This is a genomic window from Rhizobium sp. 1399, assembly GCF_031455475.1.
Taxonomy (GTDB): domain Bacteria; phylum Pseudomonadota; class Alphaproteobacteria; order Rhizobiales; family Rhizobiaceae; genus Rhizobium.
This window is the reverse complement of the sequence record NZ_JAVDSU010000025.1, coordinates 23,651-42,674: the sequence shown is the minus strand read 5'-3', so window position 1 is coordinate 42,674 and position 19,024 is coordinate 23,651. Positions and strand designations below refer to the sequence as shown.

General features: G+C 59.2%; 20 protein-coding genes and 2 pseudogenes. 7 read left to right on the top strand and 15 right to left on the bottom strand.

The features are described 5' to 3' along the window. Window positions 1–585: 585 nt before the first annotated feature. On the bottom strand, window positions 586–1,194 hold the full coding sequence (locus J2X71_RS37530; RefSeq protein WP_310390475.1) for a J domain-containing protein: 609 nt from the start codon (window positions 1,192–1,194) through the stop codon (window positions 586–588). Window positions 1,195–1,457: 263 nt separating this feature from the next. Beyond that, the gene (locus J2X71_RS37525; protein ID WP_113186294.1) at window positions 1,458–1,685 is read right to left on the bottom strand and encodes a hypothetical protein; all 228 of its coding nucleotides are present in this window, start codon (window positions 1,683–1,685) and stop codon (window positions 1,458–1,460) included. Window positions 1,686–2,216: 531 nt separating this feature from the next. On the opposite strand from J2X71_RS37525, the gene J2X71_RS37520 reads away from it, so the two are divergent. Then, window positions 2,217–2,366: a hypothetical protein gene (locus J2X71_RS37520; RefSeq protein ID WP_310390474.1), complete on the top strand. Its 150-nt coding sequence runs from the start codon at window positions 2,217–2,219 to the stop codon at window positions 2,364–2,366. A 139-nt stretch (window positions 2,367–2,505) separates the two neighbouring features. Here J2X71_RS37520 and J2X71_RS37515 read toward each other — a convergent pair whose 3' ends face one another. Both J2X71_RS37515 and J2X71_RS37510 read right to left on the bottom strand, forming a co-directional pair. Further along, a complete protein-coding gene (locus J2X71_RS37515) occupies window positions 2,506–3,255 on the bottom strand; it encodes a hypothetical protein (protein ID WP_310390473.1) in 750 nt (249 codons plus the stop codon). 472 nt (window positions 3,256–3,727) lie between these two features. Then, a complete protein-coding gene (locus J2X71_RS37510; protein WP_310390472.1) occupies window positions 3,728–4,297 on the bottom strand; it encodes a type 1 glutamine amidotransferase domain-containing protein in 570 nt (189 codons plus the stop codon). Window positions 4,298–4,488: 191 nt separating this feature from the next. Here J2X71_RS37510 and J2X71_RS37505 point away from each other — a divergent pair, with 191 nt between their 5' ends. Next, window positions 4,489–4,836 carry a hypothetical protein gene (locus J2X71_RS37505; protein WP_310390471.1) on the top strand — a complete coding sequence of 116 codons (348 nt, stop codon included), beginning with the start codon at window positions 4,489–4,491 and terminating at the stop codon, window positions 4,834–4,836. A gap of 1,948 nt (window positions 4,837–6,784) precedes the next feature. Then, window positions 6,785–7,206, top strand: a pseudogene (locus J2X71_RS37500) (alpha/beta hydrolase); the annotation flags it as partial. 6 nt (window positions 7,207–7,212) lie between these two features. On the opposite strand, the gene J2X71_RS37495 reads toward J2X71_RS37500, so the two are convergent. From J2X71_RS37495 to J2X71_RS37465, 7 genes and pseudogenes are all read right to left on the bottom strand, one after another. Next, the gene (locus tag J2X71_RS37495; RefSeq protein ID WP_113322062.1) at window positions 7,213–7,452 is read right to left on the bottom strand and encodes a DUF6894 family protein; all 240 of its coding nucleotides are present in this window, start codon (window positions 7,450–7,452) and stop codon (window positions 7,213–7,215) included. A 3-nt stretch (window positions 7,453–7,455) separates the two neighbouring features. After that, entirely contained in the window at window positions 7,456–7,590 is a 135-nt protein-coding gene (locus J2X71_RS37490; protein ID WP_310390470.1) for a hypothetical protein, read from the bottom strand. 75 nt (window positions 7,591–7,665) lie between these two features. Next, the gene (locus J2X71_RS37485; protein ID WP_310390469.1) at window positions 7,666–8,541 is read right to left on the bottom strand and encodes an alpha/beta hydrolase; all 876 of its coding nucleotides are present in this window, start codon (window positions 8,539–8,541) and stop codon (window positions 7,666–7,668) included. Window positions 8,542–8,557: 16 nt separating this feature from the next. Further along, window positions 8,558–9,307, bottom strand: a complete 750-nt coding sequence (locus tag J2X71_RS37480) for a cation:proton antiporter (protein WP_310390468.1) — start codon at window positions 9,305–9,307, stop codon at window positions 8,558–8,560. A 71-nt stretch (window positions 9,308–9,378) separates the two neighbouring features. Further along, window positions 9,379–9,759 (bottom strand): annotated as a pseudogene (locus J2X71_RS37475) (cation:proton antiporter); the annotation flags it as partial. Window positions 9,760–10,138: 379 nt separating this feature from the next. Next, window positions 10,139–10,423, bottom strand: a complete 285-nt coding sequence (locus tag J2X71_RS37470; protein WP_162747977.1) for a hypothetical protein — start codon at window positions 10,421–10,423, stop codon at window positions 10,139–10,141. 190 nt (window positions 10,424–10,613) lie between these two features. Beyond that, window positions 10,614–10,844 carry a hypothetical protein gene (locus tag J2X71_RS37465; protein ID WP_113322059.1) on the bottom strand — a complete coding sequence of 77 codons (231 nt, stop codon included), beginning with the start codon at window positions 10,842–10,844 and terminating at the stop codon, window positions 10,614–10,616. 602 nt (window positions 10,845–11,446) lie between these two features. On the opposite strand from J2X71_RS37465, the gene J2X71_RS37460 reads away from it, so the two are divergent. The 4 genes from J2X71_RS37460 (at window position 11,447) to J2X71_RS37445 (ending at window position 13,271) form a co-directional block, all read left to right on the top strand. Further along, on the top strand, window positions 11,447–11,947 hold the full coding sequence (locus J2X71_RS37460; RefSeq protein ID WP_113322057.1) for an MgtC/SapB family protein: 501 nt from the start codon (window positions 11,447–11,449) through the stop codon (window positions 11,945–11,947). A gap of 188 nt (window positions 11,948–12,135) precedes the next feature. Then, window positions 12,136–12,363, top strand: a complete 228-nt coding sequence (locus J2X71_RS37455) for a hypothetical protein (protein WP_113322056.1) — start codon at window positions 12,136–12,138, stop codon at window positions 12,361–12,363. A gap of 156 nt (window positions 12,364–12,519) precedes the next feature. Continuing rightward, complete coding sequence (locus J2X71_RS37450; RefSeq protein ID WP_310390467.1) at window positions 12,520–12,795, top strand: hypothetical protein; 276 nt, start codon at window positions 12,520–12,522, stop codon at window positions 12,793–12,795. Between the two features lie 149 nt (window positions 12,796–12,944). Then, on the top strand, window positions 12,945–13,271 hold the full coding sequence (locus J2X71_RS37445) for a nuclear transport factor 2 family protein (protein ID WP_310390479.1): 327 nt from the start codon (window positions 12,945–12,947) through the stop codon (window positions 13,269–13,271). Window positions 13,272–13,295: 24 nt separating this feature from the next. Here the strand turns inward: J2X71_RS37445 and J2X71_RS37440 are convergent, their stop codons facing one another. The 4 genes from J2X71_RS37440 to dinB all read right to left on the bottom strand — a co-directional run bounded on the left by J2X71_RS37440 (window position 13,296) and on the right by dinB (window position 18,936). Further along, the gene (locus J2X71_RS37440) at window positions 13,296–14,006 is read right to left on the bottom strand and encodes a DUF899 family protein (RefSeq protein WP_310390466.1); all 711 of its coding nucleotides are present in this window, start codon (window positions 14,004–14,006) and stop codon (window positions 13,296–13,298) included. Between the two features lie 370 nt (window positions 14,007–14,376). Continuing rightward, window positions 14,377–15,285, bottom strand: a complete 909-nt coding sequence (locus tag J2X71_RS37435; RefSeq protein WP_405049803.1) for an alpha/beta fold hydrolase — start codon at window positions 15,283–15,285, stop codon at window positions 14,377–14,379. Between the two features lie 627 nt (window positions 15,286–15,912). Continuing rightward, complete coding sequence (locus tag J2X71_RS37430) at window positions 15,913–16,410, bottom strand: hypothetical protein (protein ID WP_310390465.1); 498 nt, start codon at window positions 16,408–16,410, stop codon at window positions 15,913–15,915. A gap of 1,437 nt (window positions 16,411–17,847) precedes the next feature. Beyond that, window positions 17,848–18,936 (bottom strand): DNA polymerase IV, encoded by a 1,089-nt coding sequence (gene dinB / locus J2X71_RS37425; RefSeq protein ID WP_310390477.1) that lies wholly within the window; start codon window positions 18,934–18,936, stop codon window positions 17,848–17,850. Window positions 18,937–19,024: the final 88 nt, after the last annotated feature.

Genomic DNA, 19,024 nt, shown 5'->3' with positions numbered 1-19,024 from the left:
GAAATTGCCGTCGCCAATGCCGCAACGCCGGCAAGCCGGGCACCGGCCGCAGCGGCAACACCTAGAAAATGTCTGCGCGCGGTATTGCGTGGCAGATTTCTTTCTTTAAGGCATGTCATCTTGACGCTCCTCTGATTTGGCTTGGTGCCTACCAAGTGTTGTCGAAGCCCACGACCGTGGGTTTCCTTTCGACTTCGCCGAATAGACAGTCGTTTAGAATAATATTTTGAGGAGAACCGGCGTGGGACCAAGGTCTTACCCAGGGGCTATCAAAAAGTTCAGTGGCGCTTATCTCTATTGTTTGACTTGTTTTTCTCGGCCTCGAGCGATCTATTTAGAGCGTACTGACAGGCATGAGCCTGTCCCGTCCGGCGAGTTGCGCAGGTGGTGATCTTTCTCCTGACGGCGGATAATCGATGAGCTTTGAAGGACGCTAGACGTTCACGCCAACGGACTGAGTGCGCTTCATCACCGAAGATTGACGGCTACTGGCCCAATCGGGCGCTGTCGATAGTAGCTTGCGGCCCCGAGCGGCCAACCCGCTAGAATGGTCTCCACATCGGCCACCAAGCGTGTATATCGCACCTAACAGAAGCCATTGAGTTTCAGGATTTTATGAGCGTCAATCGTCGCACGAAGCGCCTCCTCTGACGCGCGGTCTCCATTGTTTGCGTCGGGATGGTGCATCTTGAGCTTCTGCTTGTAACGGCTTCTAATTTCATCCGGCGTAGCGTCCGGTGAGAGACCGAGCGTTTCGAATGCTTTTGCTTCCAGCACCTTAAGCTTGCGGGATTGAATGGCCGCTTTTGCCGCTCTGCCATGCGACGCGATTTTTCGGGCATTGATCGTCTTCGCGGTCCCGGAGCGAATGGAGGAGGGGAGGGGCGTTTCAGAAGCGTGATTGACTCTAACGCCCCGGGTAGGGCGGCTGCCACTTGCCGCTTCGCGCTGATAGCGGGCCGTGACAGGGTTCGACAGTTTCGTCACGTAATTGTAGCCTTCGCTATACTCTTTCGCGTGGCTACGGCAAAACAGCAGGTACAGCCCCTCAGCATCCGCTCCCACGGGCGCGCGATGCGTGCCTTGTTTGTCGCATCCGTCCCATTGACATTTTGGGCCACTCGTTTCGCGATGGTCGGCCGGTTTCTTTCGCGTCGGTCTCAGGCCGACAAATATCTTTGAATCAGACGTCATGGCGCCTTATACGACCCTGCTGCCGGACACGACAAGACGGCTCACCACCCAAGATACCGGGCCCGCTATATAAGCGCACTTCCCTCAACAGCCTGCGTTCAGGCGTACACCGCGGATACACTCCAACCTTGCCCGCTTCGGCGGGCTTTTTAGGTGACTTGCTGGACGCGAGCCGAATTCGCAAAGCACATCGTAAATGCGCTGGATGAGGTATTATTTGAAGCTGTTTTGGAGGTATTTAAACGGTCAATCCCTGTCCAGCGTCATGAATACGCCCCCACAGCCAATAGAGCTGCGCCGAGCGCGATAATGGCTAGGCCTGGCCAGTTTTTGGATATTCCGAGGTACCGGAGACCCTGGCGCCGTGGCTCTAGTGTGTTGCCGCCTTGCGGCGTTCGATGCGGATCACTGGGTCTTCGACCAAGTGCCGACGAAAAGAGAATAAGAAGTCCGCCGATTATGAGAGCGGCACCGATCAGAATCGCCCACATGGATGGCCTCCGCGTCTAGAATGTGGGTTAAACCAAATTCGAACTTGATCGTTCCGCCCTAGATCTGCTGGTGGGTCGATCTAGCGGGCACCAGAACGGCGCCTTGGTGCATTACCGAAACTGCGTAAGTTGGGCTGCCATGATCGCAAGTTTTTCATTTCCGTGTTCGTGTGCGATTTTCTGCAAAGCCTCGCTCTTGACGACTGGTACCATGCTCCTGGGCGAGTTGGTAATGCCGACCATTGCACTCAGTCCATGGCGCCGCCCGCATGTGCCCGCCGGTGATCGGCTAAAGCAAGGGACTGGGACACCCGCTCTCTTCGCATCGGTTCAACTCCGCCGCTATCTCAAGGGCGTCGATTTCTTGGAGGCCTACTAAATCTCTTCCATTCGTGGCAGCGGGCAACCCGGTCATCGTGTCCAATATTCGCCATGTCCCTTCGGGTTCCTCTCCAACGGCATAGCGGCTTGTTCCGTCGGAGCGGCCAGCTCGTGCTGGCACGCTAGAATACATCTGCGGACCCCGCTGCTATGACCATCGGCACCGCGATTGCGGGCGCGATCAACCATAATCTCGCCCTTACCCGCGAATTGATAGAAGCGGCCGAAACGTGGCCTTGGTCGGACGCGGTCTTCCTGCAGTCGGCATCTATGGACCTGTCCATGTCACTTCCTCCTTGAAATCCGAAGACGCCGCTGGCCGCTCTTCGAAACGTCGCCTAGTTCTTCCTTGACGTGATCAACGCGGTTGTTTTCGCACGCGCGCCCATTTTGTGAGCACGCGTGACTTCACCAACGCTTATGCGGTGCCTCCAAGCACTCAACGGCCGCGCGGGAAGCTTTGATCCTGCTTCAGGCCATCCATTTCCTGGGATTGCCTCATCTCGCGATCGGCCCCGATGTCGCTGTCGGAGACGTCGCGCTGGTGTTCGGTTGGAAGGACGTCGTCCCGAAGGTCGTCGGGTAATTCGCTTGCGAGATCGTAGGACCGGATCCGCGGCGATGTCGCGCGGCTGCTCCGGCGGTAGGATCCAACGCCCGGATTTGCTGCCGGGTCCACGGCGAAGGCGTCGTCCCGGGAGGCGTCAGCCTGCTGCTCGCGTTCAGCGTCGCCGATGGAGCGCTGCTGGTTTCCCGAATCCGGGAAAGATACGTTCGCCTGTCGGGCGGTCCAGCCATCCGCCTTCCAGAGATCCGCGCGCTCGTCCATGTCGATCGCACCGTGATCGTCCAGAATGTCGTGGGCGGTGTCGTAGGTTGCGTCGTCGACGGATGCCGACACCAGGAAGCCGCCGCGGCGCAGCCCCTCGGCGTAGACATCGCGATCGTCGTCCGGCAAAAACCAGTCCGCAAGCGCACCGAAGAAACCGCTTCGATCAGCGCTGCCGACATTGGCTTTATCACCATCGGCTTCGTATCCCGGCATAAGCCGGGCATCAGTGACGCCAGCTTCCTTCAGGCGCTCGACAGCCGACTCCGCATCGGCGCGAGAATCGAAAAAGGCCGTGAGATTGCTTTTCACAGCGCCGCTCGAAAAGGCGGGAGCGCTTTCGTTGTAAATGCCTGCCATTGTTTCCTCCATCCGTTGGTCTGCTCAGCGAACGGCCATGAAGGATCAATGTTCCGCAGCCACGAATAAAGTCCTTGGGGCAGTGGCGGGACCGAACTCTGGATCCCAGTAGCTGGCGGGGATTTCCGCAATCGGAGATCGACTATTTCGTGAAGACGGAAACCGGCAACCTTTCTCGCAGTAAGGGAGCCTAACCCGGAGCCTCTCAGGCATCGACTTGTAGCGTCTAAACGCCTCGGGCCCAAACCCAACGGCGGCAATGGCGGGAAGCATCTTCGTATCATGGTCAGCGTCGCTGCCCTTCGCGATGCGAAGACGTACCGGACTTTCCTGAGACGGTCGGGAAGCTGTTCATACGAGGCATACCCTGTTAGCTGCGGAGCATGTCTGCTTCCATCACGACTTCGGGTCCGATCTGTTCGGACCCCTTCTTGTGAGCCGACGTCCGCTGACAATATATACTGAACGGCTGTCAGGCGTTGCGAGCCTGGTCTGAATGCCGGCCTTCCGCGAACTCCTCGATAACCTTCGCGCAGAAGGCCGGGAGATCGCCTGGCTTGCGGCTGGTGACCAGCCCCTTATCGGTAACAACTTCCCGATCCGCCCATATGCCGCCTGCATTCTCGATGTCCCTGCGGATCGAGGCATACGAGGTGACCTTCCGACCCTTCAGGACGTCGGCCTCGACCAACAGCCATGGACCATGGCAGATCACTCCCACGGGCTTTGCCTGCTCGAAGAACGAGGCCACGAAGGACACGATTTCCGGATTCGCTCTGAGCTTGTCGGCTCCAACGGTTCCACCGGGAATGACGAGGCCGTCGAAGTCAGTTGCGGACACGTCCTTTACAGCTTTGTCGACAATATAGGTGCTGCCTGGATCGAGATCGCTATTGTTTGTCTTCGCTTCGCCAGCCTCGATGCCGATGACGGTAACGGTTGCACCCGCAGCCTCCACAGCCTCCTTGGGCTGCTTGAATTCCGGGTCCTCGGTTCCGCGCGGTGCGATCAGGATGGCGATCTTCTTGCCTTCAAGAGTCATCGGGTCTTCCTTTTACGTTAGTTGCTAGGAGAAATTACATTTTCAAAACCTCCTGGCGAAGTTGAAGTTCCGACGCTGCGGCAAGCAACAAGCAAGAGAAGCTGGAAACGGCCGCGCTGGCCTCTCGCGACAGCGTCGCCCGGCGGATTTGGAACATTGCTTTCGTTAGCGGAATGAGTTTCCTTATGCTCATGAGCAGTGTTCCTTCATTCGTTTCTGAACTTGTGCGCGCGGCAAATGCGGTGGAGCTTCTGACCAGTCGCGAAATCGAAGGCCTGCTCTTCCGGGCAATCGCCACCATCCGCGATCTGAGGGGTGTCACCGGGATACCGGTCGTCGGCACCGGGCACGATGCGGTCATAGGGTTGACCTCACTGGCATCGTCTGCCGGCAAAGCGTCACACCATGAGATCCGGGAAGGCCTGCTCGCCGCAGCGGATATGGTCCGAACCCTTTGGATCGTGGTCGACAGCGGAACGGAAATCAGTCTGACGTTTTCGGATGGCAAACCGGATGCGACGAGTTCGGGAGTGAAATGAGAATACGGACTGCATCCCCTGAAGACGGCGCGCGGATGAGCCAGATGCTTCAAAAGCTCATTGCGGCCGGAAAGAGATCCGCTAGGGCGGACGTCGAGTTCGTCCAGCACCATTATATGGGCCATCCATCAGGTGTGCGCTGTTCACTGGCAGAAGATGCCGAAAGGAAATCAACCTGGCTTTCAGTCGGTGATCGGTGCGAGCGAAGGGAATGCCTGCGGCACCCCGATCGGCTGGGGCATCATGCGGCACGCATGTCTCCCCGAATGCGGCCAGGACCGGTGTCGGTCGTCACTTGTTCGAGATTACGCGACAGGCGGCGATCGAGGCAGGCCTGACGAAATGGAGGCTTTCAAAGGCGTTTCTGGCTTTAGTGATGTCCGACTTGCGTGGAGCGCGCGCGAACGCACGTGACAAGAGCGTATTGAAATGTCGTATCGTTAGCCACCTTGGGCCAACGGCTCGACATCATCATGCCGATCATCTCCTCGACGGTCTCCCCAAGACCATTTGTTTCTGATCGGGGAAGGCGATCCCGTTGGAATGTTTTTCCGGCGACGATGCGATACTCCGCGATTCGAGCGCGACTCAATTGCCCCGCTGCTCTATCCCTATCCGAAACAGCCGTTCGCAAGGTGTTTTGCAGACTGGCGTGAGCGTCCGCTAACAGACCAAGCCTCTGGCGAAGGGAACCACTTCTCTCGTCGCTCATTGCCACCCCGAGATCGTGGCCGTGTCAATCGGACGTGACGGAGATGGCGAACACGGGGATTTTTCCGATTTCTTCCTGTGGCCAACGAAGTGGCAGTCGAGCGCCCCACCCGTCCGGCGCGATCTCGACCCCGGGACGTGTCCACGACACGTCACTGCCATGCTCGCGGGGTTCGGTTCGCATCGAGGTGCACAAGGTCGAGGGATTTCGAAACGCGTGGGTGGGTAATTGAGATGGACGATCGGATACCGAAAGAACGACAGTCAAGTTCGCAGCGGGCGCGGATAGAGGCTCGGGAGCAGACGACGCGAGTTGCCATGCAGATGCTCGAGGAGGAACGACGGCTGCGCGCACTGAAAACCGAGAGGCTTCGTCAGGCGAGACTTGAGGTGCAGATGAAGGGAAATTCTCCTAGCTAAAGCGAAACCGAGACGGATTCATCCGTCGAAGGCACGAGACGCCAAAACTCGCGAGCGACGAAAGTCCGTTGCCGGTCGAACCGGGGACGCGGTTCGCCCACAGCTCCTGAGTGACGCACCTTCTCCAGGCCTTCGGGAAGCGACCTTCGAGGTCCGCCGGCCGCTTCCCGGCTCCGAGCGTTCCGCCGCCTAGCGCTCAAGGAGTTCGACACGATACGCCGCATCGGGACATCGCGATATCGGGTAAATGAAACTCGGAGGACGAGTTGCAGTATGGCCGCACAAGACGTTCGTGCGATCGGGTAAAAGCCGAGATAGTGCGGACGGTTAGGTTGTGGGCGGGCTGTGGATATCCTGTGTAGAAAGATTGATCATTTGAACCGGCGTTCCACTTCCGTTCATGCCGCGCCTGTCTCGCCGCCCCGACTCGGTCGACATTTGCATCAACCACTCTCCGGCCTCCGCCGCAAACGTCGCCGGGATGGTTCGGGCGCTCCCCGATGGGTCGGGGGCCCTTTTTCTTTTTCGAACCTTACGTTCCGAAGGCGGAGCGCATCGACCACCAGCGCGAAGGCTAGGACACGCCGTCGTCGCAGTGGCGACCGGGCGCGCAAGGTCTCACGCAGCCCGGCATTCAACGTGTCCGCAAGCAATTTCTTATAGTCCTCCTCCTCGGACGAATTGAGGAACAAGGGAAAGAATGACGCGGCGAGACGTCCCAGTCGTTCATGGGGAACCCAAACTTTGCTGTTGTCTCGAAGAGTTGCGAAAAGCTCGCCCGTTGTCCCGTATTTCGACAAGAGCCAGAGCCTCGAATAGGGATTGGTATCATTGGTTTTTTTCGCGCAGCCGGAGAAACCGGAGCGGGCGATCCTCGCCAATGCGAAGGCGTCGCATTCGACGCTATCGCCCGATCTTATGGGCACAGCCGCATATGACGACCTGCTGGACGTGATCCATAGTCCAGATGCAATTCATGGCATGATCGAGGACGACCGCGCTAGTATTCGCATTGATCACGAGCAGGACAGCGCCGACCGTGAAGTTGGCAGGAGGGTGACATGCCCGATGCTGTGCCTTTGGTCGACGCAAGATGATCTCAAGAAGATCTACGGCGATCCGGTGCCTATATGGCGCAACTGGGCGACGGACGGGAGCGGATTCGGCATTGATAGCGGCCATCATGTTGCCGAGGACAACCCGGAGGCGCTCGCAGCGGGGATCTCGGCGTTCCTGTAGCGCTGTTCAGTCGATCGGTACGATCGCCAGAAGCTTGCCGCTGTCGTCCATGATCTCGAAGAGTTTCCGGCCCGGTCCACTGACGTGCGAAGGTGTCCGTTGCATCTGGGCGCAGAGGAGGGCCTCGGCGATCGCGTCGCCGACGTCGGGCAGCACTATTCCGTCCCGATCCAGAAGAAGCTCCTCGCCCCTGCGGACGTTGAAATGGAAGCGCTGCGAGCCCGAAAGCGCGGGACTTTTCAGCATCGCCTAGCGACCGGTCCTGCGGAACGTCGCCGCCTTCAGTTCGACGGTCTCGTGTCGCACCTCCCTCAAAGTCGTTGCGACCAATCCTACGAACATGGATGCGATGAGGACGGTCAGGACGGTCAGAAGGGCGAACATATGATCTCTCCAGGTGCATCAGATGAATGAGCGCGTGAAGGAAAAGTTCCGTGAGCAGCGATAAGGAGCGCGGGGCTAGCCCTTGAGAAAGACCGCCAGCTCCCGTGACACCGCTTCCGGATCCTCCCGCTGCGGGAAATGCCCGACGTTCTGGAGGAGGATGCGCTCGAACGGACCGGTGAATTTCTCGTGGACGTTTTCCGACATCGCCGCAGGAGTGACTCCGTCCTCCTTGCCCTGGATGAAGATCGCCGGCAGCGACAAGGTCTTCGTCTCCTTTACCTTGTGCTCGAGCCAGACGCTGCGCGGATCGGGTTCGGCCTCTTCCCAGCGGACGCGGTAGCTGTGCAGGCTGACGGCCAACCAATCTGGGTTCTCGAAGGATTTCGCGACCGCCTCGAAGGTGGCCTCGTCGAACCAGCCGTCGGGCGCCCAGTTCTCCCACTGGATGCGGGCAAATCCTTTTCGGTCCTTGGCGATCGCCTCTGCGCCGCGTTTCGTCGCCATAAACCACTGGTACCAGTAGAGTTGCGACTGCCGGAATGACGGCGTTCGAAGGCCGCCCATGCGAGGCATTGACGAAAGCTGGACAATCCGCTCGACGCGGTCGGGCCAGCCGATCGCCAGGCATTCGGCGATGTGAGATCCCCAGTCGTGACCGACGACCGAGAACCGGTCGATGCCGAGCCCGTCCATCAAGGCGATCGCATCCATGGCGAGGACGCCACCATTCGCCGTCCTTAAGGCGTTGTCGTTGCGAAAGGTTGTCGGCCCAAACCCGCGCAGATACGGGACGACGAACCTAAGATGGCGATCGTTCATACGCTCGGCGACGGCAGTCCAGGTCGTGGCGTCGTCGGGCCATCCATGGAGAAGAAGAACCGGTTTTCCGTGCCGCGCTCCTGTCTCCATGAAACTGATATCGAGGTCCTCGGTTTGGACATGCGGCATTGCCTCGCTCCTTGTACTAGCTGGAGGTGACGGTCGACTTCAACGGATCTAGGCCTCGACGCCGATCGATCCAGCGCATGACCGGGGTCACCGTCGCGCCGTGCATGACGACCGACAAGAGAATGATGAGGAACACAGTCGCCCAGACTGTCTCCACGTTGTCGAACTTCGCCTTGCCGGACGCGTAGGCGAGATAATAGATCGAACCAAGGCCCCTTATGCCGAAGATCGAAACGATCACCTTCTCCGCCCGCGGCAGGCGGCAGCCGACCAGGCTCGCCCAGGCGGCAAGCGGCCTGACGACGGCGAGCACGAGAACAGCGACCGCCGCAATGCGCCAGTCGGCGTTGGACAGAAGCGAGCCTTCCGCCAGGATCGATCCGAAGCAAACCAGCAGCACCATCATCAGCAAGCGCTCGATCTGCTCCCCGAAGTCATGCAGCTCGCCATGGAATTCGCTTTTGCGCTCGACGCTGCGAAGCGTAAGAGCGGCGACAAAGACGGCAACGAACCCGTAACCGTGTACGAGTTCCGTCGCGCCATAGGCGATGCAGGTGAAGCCCAGTGCCGCGAGTCCGTCGCCCGTTCTGGCAATACGGCCTCGCTCCGGCATCCGGAAGGTCAGATAGCCGAGAAGCCTGCCGACCAGCCATCCCATCGCGACGCCGGCGGCGAGCTTCCAGATGACGTCGAAGGCGAACCAGTGCGGGAGCCATCCGAACCCGCCGCTGGCTCCCTGACCCGCAATGGCGATCGCGGCCAACACGAAGGGAAGCTGAGGCCGTCGTTAAGGCCAGCCTCAGATGTCAGCGAGAAGCGGATGGAATCCTCCTCGCCAGTCTGGGGCGGCCCTACCTGTATATCGGAGGCGAGAACGGGATCGGTGGGGGCGAGGGCGGCGCCCAGCAGAAGCGAAGATGCCACGCCAAGGCCAAGAACGGTCCAGCCCAGAATTGCGATCGCGGCAATCGAAAGCGGCATTGCGATGCCGAGAAGCCGCCAGGTCGCCTCCCACCGAAGCAGGCCCAGCGGCCGGTCAATCTTGAGGCCTGCACCCATGAGGGCCACAATGAGCACGAATTCTGTGAGGTGCTCAGCCCATGCGATGTTCTCGAGCGGGTTCATCGCGGGGAGAGGGGTAAATGGCGACCAAGCAAGCAGCACGCCGATCGCGACGCAGCAGATGGGAAGGGACAGCGGCAGTCTGCGCAAGGCCATGGGAAGCCAGACCGTCAGAAGGACGACGGCGCCAAAAATCAGTAGGGTGACGACATAAGTGTTCAACCCAAGCTTCCTTTTCTTACGAGGGCTTTCGCCCACGCTCCTCAATCATCACCATGGGATACTGCCCAATTCACTCTGCTACGGCTTCGATTTTCGGAGAGCCGAAAGCGTCATCGCGCCCCGATACGATCCGGACGGGGATGGCCTTCGAGGCCGGGTCTTGGATAGCTCGTCGTGGTGATCGATCGCATCGAGCACCTTGCACTCGGGGTGATACGGAGCGATGGTTCCGATCGGCAGGTCGCGGGCCCGGACTTAGAAACCTGCCAGTTCCTGACATTTGTCGTCTCGATGACGTCGGACAGAACGACCGTTACGAGGATAGTGCAGTCGCCGCCAGCGATCGAGACGCTTTCGCCTCGGCCTCGTCGACGACCGTCTCCCAGGCTTGCACCGGCCGGCCTCGCTCGTCGAGATCGAAGGCGAATATGTTGATGGAAGAGAACGTGCCCGGCATCAGGCGGTACCGAGCTTCTGCCGGGCGAGCTGCTTTGCCAAATCGTGAGCGTCGTCCTTGCGCTCCTCTGGGAGGCCGAGACCACTCTGGGCGATCGAAGCGTCCTTCAGGCGCGTTGAGGCCTTCGGTGAATTTCGTCATACAATCCTCCTACTCGGACGTCGCCGGTCGCGGCGGGAGGCGGGCGTCGTCCTCGACATCGCTTGTCCGAGCATTTCCGCTCTGTCTCGGGCGATCGCGCTTGTCGCCATCGCTTGCCGGCTTCGGCGAAATTTCGTCGTCCGCCTGGAGCTCGTCCGTGTTCACGTACCTGTTGCGGTCGGTCATCGTCTCACTCCCGGTTGGCCGTCTGCGGAGCGGGAATGCGATCCTTGGCATCGGCGCGTCCGGTCTTCGGATCGGCCTCTGTCAAGTTCTCTCCGGCTGTCCGGCTGTTGCCCATGTTGACGGGCGGCGCGCGGCGGTCGTCTACGTTGGTTTCGGGGAGTTCGTCGTCCTGCGTGTCTTTGTTCAAGGGCTTGGGAGGAAGCTTGTCGGAACTGGGGATCGAATTAGTCGTCATTGCGGTTCTCCTTCAAGAGAAAGAACTCCGGTAGCAACACCAAGTTCCTCTTTGGGATGGGGGAACTGGCACGGCGACGCAGGTGTCGGAACCAGGGAGCTTCGCATTGGTTCTATCGATGGAATGGAGGATGTCTGATCAAAATCGTTCTGCTCACCACTTCGGTCGCCGTGCTCGTGATGGCCGTCGTCGGCGCTAATCTGCGGCCATCCCGCCACGAGGCTTACTATCCAAAGCCGTACGACATCACGCAAGGATAGGAGATGATTTGCAACTGGTCGGCGCTCCGCGGTTCGTTGCTCCGGCGACGCCATTTTTCGGTCTTGGGCGGCGCCGGACCTCGGCTGATCATGGTCGTTTTCACCTCTTTCAGCCTGACGTGCGCGAGGCCGGGACGGGTTGAGTGCTCGACTGCCGTTTCGTTGGCCGCAGCAGGAAACCGCAAAAAAACCGCTGCGTTCGCCATCCCCGTCGCGTCCGGCTGATACGGTCCGCGCTCTTTACCGGAATGTCCACGCGGTCCAATAGTTCCTCCCGGCTTACCGATCTTGCCGAGGACGTCTGGTCGCCCATCTATTGGGACTGTGACCAGGGGGATTGGGATGACGGACTGGCTTGGAAATGTCGGTGTGCATATGGATCTGCTCCGAAACCTGGCCGTCCTTGTCGTCGCCTACGTCCTGGCGCTTCCGATCGCCTGGGACCGAGAACGCAATGAACGAAGCGCCGGCCTCAGGACATTTCCTCTCGTCGCGATCGCCGCATGCGGCTTCATTCAAGCCGCCGAGACGGTTACCCACGAGAGCGCCGAAGCGACCGCCCGGATCGTGGAAGGCATAATCAACGGCGTCGGCTTCATCGGAGGCGGTGCGATCCTTGTCGGAAAGGCGAGCATTCGCGGCACGGCGACGGCTGCAAGCCTGTGGGCTACGGGCGCGATCGGCGCGGCGGTAGGCCTTGGAGCTTACGAGACCGCGGTCGTCCTTTCGATCGCGACGTTCGCGACGCTCCGCCTCATGATTCCCTTCAAGGCAGAAGGGAAGGACGAGCGCGAGACGTCTGGAGCCAGGCCGAATGAGGCAACGGACAATCCACCTCGATGAATCGCTCGGCCACGAGTTCGGTGAAGCTTTCGTCCATCGAGAAACTCACGGAAGGTCAGACGCCAGTGGAACGGCGCGCAACAATCTGAAATTTCGCGCGTTTAAAAGTCTCTGGGCACGGCGGAGGATCTCATGCCGAAACATGAACTCCGCCGACAACCGACGACCCCTTGCGGACGAGGTATCAAATGGCCGCTGACACTCTCACCCCCGAACTCTTCGAGGCCGCCTGGGTTGCTGGCGTCGCCGCCGTCGACGATGAACGCATCGACGCCTTGAGGCACCTTCTCGCCATATCCGCACCGACGATCGAGCGGTATCGATCCACCGAGGGAGACTTGCGTCGGGAGATGGACCAGCTTCTCGAGATCGGGCTCTCGAAACTTCAAAGAAGCGGTGAAACTGCTCCGGAGTAGTGCCATACGTCGCTTGGCGATGGATTATCCGCCATGCGTGCCGCGCGCGTCAGCCATGACTTGCTAATATACGCTGCAGTCGCCACTTCACCCTCGTTGCCTGGATCAAACAGAACACGAGCCGCCGCGATCTTACGACCGCGCAGGAGAAGCATCATGCATGGCATTTCGAAGACCCTGACCGAAATGAACGTCGTCGAGCGGTCGAACCTGCTCGATACCGTCGCCGACGCGTTGGAGGCGAGCGCTTCCGAAGTTGAAGACGATGGCGACCCGCGTGACGTCGCCAATCTCGTGTGCGTGGCCCGCACCATTCGCGGAATGGCCGACGACATGTCGGCGAGAGATCTGCATGCGGCGGAACTGCTTTTGGAGCAGGGGATCACGATGATCTACCAGCGCGAGAACCGAAGAGCTTCGCTGGTTCATTAGGCCATGCCGCGAACAAGTTCGGGAGCCGAGCGTTTCCATCCCAGGCAATCCTCGGAGGACGACATGCCTGCTCTGGACGAAAGCTTCGACGAATTCCTCAAACGTCGCGAGAGTGTCTCCCTCGACTACATCAACGGCAGCCGGAAACGCTGATCGCCATCTCGACGTCGTATGACCCGGCAACCTTCCTTCCACCGTCCGGGGACCGTATCTCCGGCGCCGCCCAGGTTAACGCGGCGAACGAGAAGGGCGCCGCCTCCTTCAAGGATGGAAGCATCGGACACTTCGACGTTCTTCAGTCTTCGGAAAGCGGAGACCTCGCGTTCTGGACCGGCATGCAGCACGCCGAGGTTCACTTACAGGGCAAGGACGAGTTGGTGCCAATGTCGCTGCGCGTGACGGAGGTCTTCCGACGCGAAGACGGCGAATGGAAGCTCGTCCATCGGCACGCCGACATGCCGAAATCCGACACATAGCCGCGCTTCGGAAGACTGGCCGGATCAAGCCCCGTAATTAAGCTTCGGGTACCAGTCCGTACCGCGGCCTGCAGGCGTCATGTCCAGAATGTTCCAGAGCGGCGCGATGTCGACCGCCCCTCTTGGATCCTGGCCGGGGTCAGCCGCTTCGGCAGGCATCTCGCCATTGTAAAAGACGCGGACGTCTTTCCCATCCTTCTGGTAGACCGTGAACGCCGGATTTTCAGATCCGTCGTCGTCGAGCAGGCCCAGGTCAAGGGCGTAGTCGTCGCCGACGATCTGAACGAAATCAAGGTCGCGCCATCCGCGTTCGAGAGCGAACGCACGTTGCCGCTCTACCGGGCTGCGACCAATGATCTTGAACGCGACCCGTTGCTTGACGTCGGCACCGTTGCCGTTCGCTCCGCCAAGGAAGTTCGTGCACATGGGGCAGGGCCGTTCGCGCTGCGGGCCGAACATCCAGAAGTACGTCACAAGCGTATCGTGGCGACCGAACAGGTCTGCAAGGCCTATATCGTTGCCGTTTTCGTCCTTGAAGCGATAATTCTTCTGGACGACTGGGCCGGGAGGCAGGCGCCGGCGTTGCTCCGCGAGCCTGGTAAGATGTCGCCGGACTTCGATCTCCTCCGCCAACAAGGCCATCCTTGCTTCGGCGTAATCCGGAGTTTCGTTTATGAATCGGCTCACGCGTTTCGCGGCCAGTTCTTTCGCGGGTTTCAAGTCGCCCATGTCCATGTGATTTCTCCCTTGATTCATACCGACCGTCTCGCAGTCCCCAGCCACTCGGTCATCCCGTGCTTATTGTCGGAAGCTGGCGGGCGCGTTTGACGGTTCTCCGCGCCCTCTTGAACTAGACGTGCGAGGAGACCCGTACTCGACAAGGGCTGAATGTTTTTTTTGGTCTCCGCTCCGGTGGCCAAAAAACGCAACCTTCAACCGGCCGAAGTCTTGCTCCTCCCACGCCGTTCCAATCTCAAAAGCGACCTCGATCCTGGAGCCTTCGAGATGGACGACAACGTGGGAATGATCATCCCGAAAGTCTGTGAGAGACGAGCCAATGATCTGCCGCAAGAGCGTCTGATCAGCCGCTTCACGCTCCCGAGGATCAACCCGATGAAGACGCTGCGCCGTGGAAAAATCGGGCCAACGCCTCCGCCGTTTGTGTGGGATACTCTTCAGGAAAGAAGTGGCCGCCCGGCAAAGCATAACCGACGACGTTGTCTGCCATTTGTCGCCATAATGCCAAGGGTCCGCCTTCGTCGGCATACCAAGTGGCCAATGCGCCAGTTCCACTCCAAAGGGCGATGAGGGGACAGCGAATCCTGTGTCCGGCAATATGGTCTTGCATGTCATGCTCGCGATCGATGCTTGCTGCAGCCCGATATTCCTCGCAAATCGCGTGAACATGGTCTGCGTTGCAGAGCGCCTCACAATAGGCCTGTCTGATCTCTGCTGGGAATGCGGCAGTGGAAGATCCCCAGCCGGCGAGCGCGTCATCGATGACGGCCTCCGGTGCACTAGTGATCAGTCTTTCCGGCAAAGGCTCGGCTTGCGCAAGCAAAACCCACGGCCAGAACGCCAAGGCAAATCGGTCGTCAGCCCGATCCCAGACGGCCGAGGTAGGCACGATATCGAGCACGGCAAGCTTTCTTATCGCCGCAGAATAATCGAGGGCCATGCGGTAAGCGACACGGGCGCCGCGATCATGACCGGCGATCATGAACTCACTAAAGCCGAACTTTTCCATAACTTCGACCATCTCGGCCGCCATCGCTCGCTTGGAATAGGGCAGGTGATCTGGGGCGGACGGGGGACAAGCGCTGGCGCCGTATCCGCGCAGGTCGGCACACACGACAGTGAACTCGCAGGCAAGCAGCGGAGCGACGTCGCGCCACATTAGATGGGTCTCGGGGAAACCGTGCAGCAATAGAACCGGCGGGCCGCTCCCGGCGATGGTGGTGAATATCGATCCACCCGATAAGGAAACTCTTTGTGCGCGCTTCTTCTTCGACACGTTGCTTCTCCTTGCAAGGCGCTCGGGGCGCGCCGCGCAGCTCACCTGAAGGGGACCATTTGTCCGATGCGGCGATCTGGTTCATCTTGTCCACGCCAAACCATTGTGCGGTGGCGACGGATTGGGCGGCGCCATCCGCTCCGCTGAAAATCATGCGAATACGCCGATCTACCTTGAGCTCGTCAAGCATTTCGCCGCCTTCTCGTACCCGGTGACAAGATATCAGCATACCAGATGGCTCCTTGGCGGTCGAAACCTGGTGGATCGGAAGCACTACCCAGATGCTCTGGTGGAGAAGGCGCCAATCAGCGACCACATCGAAAGCAGTCGAATGCGGCCCAGGGGGTTCCGCGCTGGCTAAAATGCGACCATCGGCAGATAATGCCATGTCATCCGGGAATTGAAAGCGTCTGCCTGCTTTTCAAAGCTGCCTTCCGGCGGAACCAGCAGAATTGACTGCCCATTGACAGATCCCCCCGCAGATCACCGTATGTGCCAAAAAAATGCGATTTGGCCATTGTCGCGAAGCTCAAAAAGCTTGCTCGCGAAGCAGTCGTCCCTCGTTACTGGCGTGAGTTTAAAGTGAAGGGGGAAGAGCCGTGCAAGCTGCACCGGTGAAAACGCAGCCTAGTCATCGCCGTGCTGTTGTTCGGCTGCCGTTTTAAGCGCGGCCATCGGGATCCAGTCTTCCGATCCAGGGAAGCGGACATGCCAGTAGGCCCATCCGTTAAGATTTGGAGCTCTGCCTATTCGATTCCGGGCCAGAGCACTTGCTGCCTGCGACAGAGTGTCGAACTGCCTGCCGTCTACCACAAGCTTTCCGTTCAAGAAGCAGCCAAAGAAATTTTGTTGCCCCCTCATGTAGGCCATTTTCGCGTCTGATCCGTGGGGGATGGTGACACCTTCGCCGGTCCAGGCCAATCCGTTTGCTTGAATTGCCTCACCGATCTGTATTTTTGTCATCGCAGCTGTCATCAATGTCCCTGTTTCTCGCAAGGCGGTGCGGAACTGAACCCGCGCATTCTTGGTGGCTGGTGTTGCGGGCAAGGAAAGTGCCGCACGCTCGGAAGTCCTAATTAGATCAAACCGGGGAATTTCCAAGGCAGTGGCAGAGGCCAGATCCATCGCGTCGATCGGACCCTTCGCCACCCCGTCGGAGCTGAGCGTGGGGCGCGGTGGATCAGGCGCGAGATTATATGGAGCTGCGGAGACACGAGTTCCGACAGTTTGCGAAACCCACGGGCAGCACGAAGGCAATTGCAATCATTGACCGGCTCTTGGGCTGCGGCATGCAAGGCGATTTAGGGTCTCTTGACTGTGCGGCGACCTGCTTAAACCTCTGCTCTAGGTAGGGAGCTGTCGCAATCGTCACCTGTGATCCTCATCAAGCCGCAATGCGAAGAGCAATTCGGAATGCGCAACCAACGCACGCTGGTTGTCACCCGGGATCAATCGCAGCACCAAGCGCATGATGATAGACAGTGATAATAGGCGAAGACGGAGTGACAGCTGGCTCAATAACTTTTTCCTACCGGCCCACCTAAGCCTTGGGCTTGGGAACTTCCCCGTTGCTACCTGTGTCATGGATTGCGAGGCGCAAGGGGCGAAGCCATCGGTCTGCATCCGGAATATTAGGTTGTCAACGCGCCGCCAGTGCACTCCCCGCCATCAAGCAAAAGGGGAAGATCTTGATCGCGACAGCCGCTTAGGCCTGTCTTTCTCGCTGATGTTGAGAAGCTCGCCGTTCGCGGCAGACGAACGCCTCGACGGGCCACGGCAGCTCGAGCGCTGGGGCCCGCCTGTTACTCGATACGAAGGCGAGCCCCACCCGCTCGGTCCCCGACATGCATAAGGCGAGGCAAAATAAGCATGCCGCGGAAAAACTGTCGCGTGAAAAACGCGTGACATGGGCCAACCGCCATTGCGCCGCCGCTGGCTTGTGTTCTGGATCATGTTGATGAAATCGTCTCCAAAAAGAAATCCGCCAAAACGGGTAGTTGAGGATGCAAAAGGCGGACCGCTCGATGCCTGCTGGGGACCGACGGGGTCTGCCTTGTCGTACGAACCCATCTGCCTAACATTGAAAGCTGGAGTTTGTTTCGCGTCCGCTGTGCTGCGACGACACAGGAAGAGACCCGCTTGGGGAAACAAGCGGGTCTCATTAGGCTGGAGATGTCATTAAGCAGTGACGATCGTATCATGGGAGAAGATCGAACGAAAGTCATTATGTGAGCTATTTCTAAAATAGATGATTTGATGTCGAGCGCCCGAAATGCGTCTACCACCAATCATGAAGTTCTTTGAGCTTCACTCGTGCTGCTCGGCCGCTTGGGATGCCTCCCGCGCGGATTTTGCCAGCCTTTCGTCGGCACTATCCGCTGCAGATCCAAGAGAGCAAGATGAAGTTTCAGCGATGAGGCCCCCTGTCGTGCCAGATCTTATCGCGTCGATTGACTCGGTACCTGGCCGCAGTCAGAAGCACCCGGTTGCGCCATCTTCAACGTATTCGCGAGGCGATGCTGTTTTGCGCGCCGCGAGCGCGATTTGAAGCTGGCTCGCCGCCTAAAGCGCCAGCCGCAGCTGCGGTTGCGTGAGAGCTGCTCGCCGTTCCAGTGAAGACAGCGACACGCCGAGCAGACGGATCCCTTTTTTCGGCGGGAAGATTGGCGCGAGAAGCAGGCTGACTACCTCCTCAAGATCGGCAATCCCCGGCAGCGCTGCCGGAACTGTCTTGCTGCGCGTGATCTGGGTGAAGTCGGCATATTTGACCTTGAGTGTCACGGTCTTCGCCCCGATTTCATTGGCTTCGCAGTAGCCCCAGACCTTTTCGATCAGGGACTGAAGCCCCTCGCGCGCAGGTTCGTAGGAATGGATGTCCTGCGAAAACGTGTCTTCCGCGCCGATGGATTTTCGCACCCGGTCAGGCTTTACCTGGCGATTGTCGATGCCACGGGCGATCCCATAGAAATACGGTCCCGATTTCCCGAAATGCCCCGTGAGAAGCTCGATCGATTGCTGCTTGAGGTCGGCGCCGGTCTCGATTCCCAGTCGATGCATTTTTTCAGCGGTTGCCGGCCCGACACCGTGGAATTTTTTGACGGGGAGTTGCTCGACGAAGGCCGGACCGTTCTTCGGCGTGATGACGGCCTGGCCGTTCGGCTTGTTGAGGTCGCTTGCCATCTTGGCGAGGAACTTGTTGTAGGAAATCCCGGCCGAAGCATTGAGGCCGGTGAGCTGCTTGATCTTTGAGCGGATCTCCGACGCGATCTCGGTCGCAATTTCCATGCCTTTGAGATTGTCGGTGACATCGAGGTAGGCTTCGTCGAGTGAGAGCGGCTCGATGAGAGACGTATATTCGGCAAAGATCTCACGGATCTGCTGCGATACGGACCTATAAACCTCGAAGCGAGGCGGCACGAAAATCAGCTCCGGACACTTGCGCCTCGCCGTCACCGACGGCATGGCCGAGTGAACGCCGTAAATTCGGGCCTCGTAACTTGCCGCCGCCACAACGCCGCGAACCGCCGCATAGCCAACGGCAACCGGCTTGCCACGCAGTTCCGGATTATCGCGCTGCTCAACTGAGGCATAGAAGGCATCCATGTCAACATGGATGATTTTTCGGACTGGGGTAGAGCTCATATCGTTCATGGCGCCGTCGGCGATCGCAATGGGATCGGCGGCGCTCATCGAGAGTTCCATGCCGAAACAGAAGGGGAACATAGCAGGCTCCATCCCC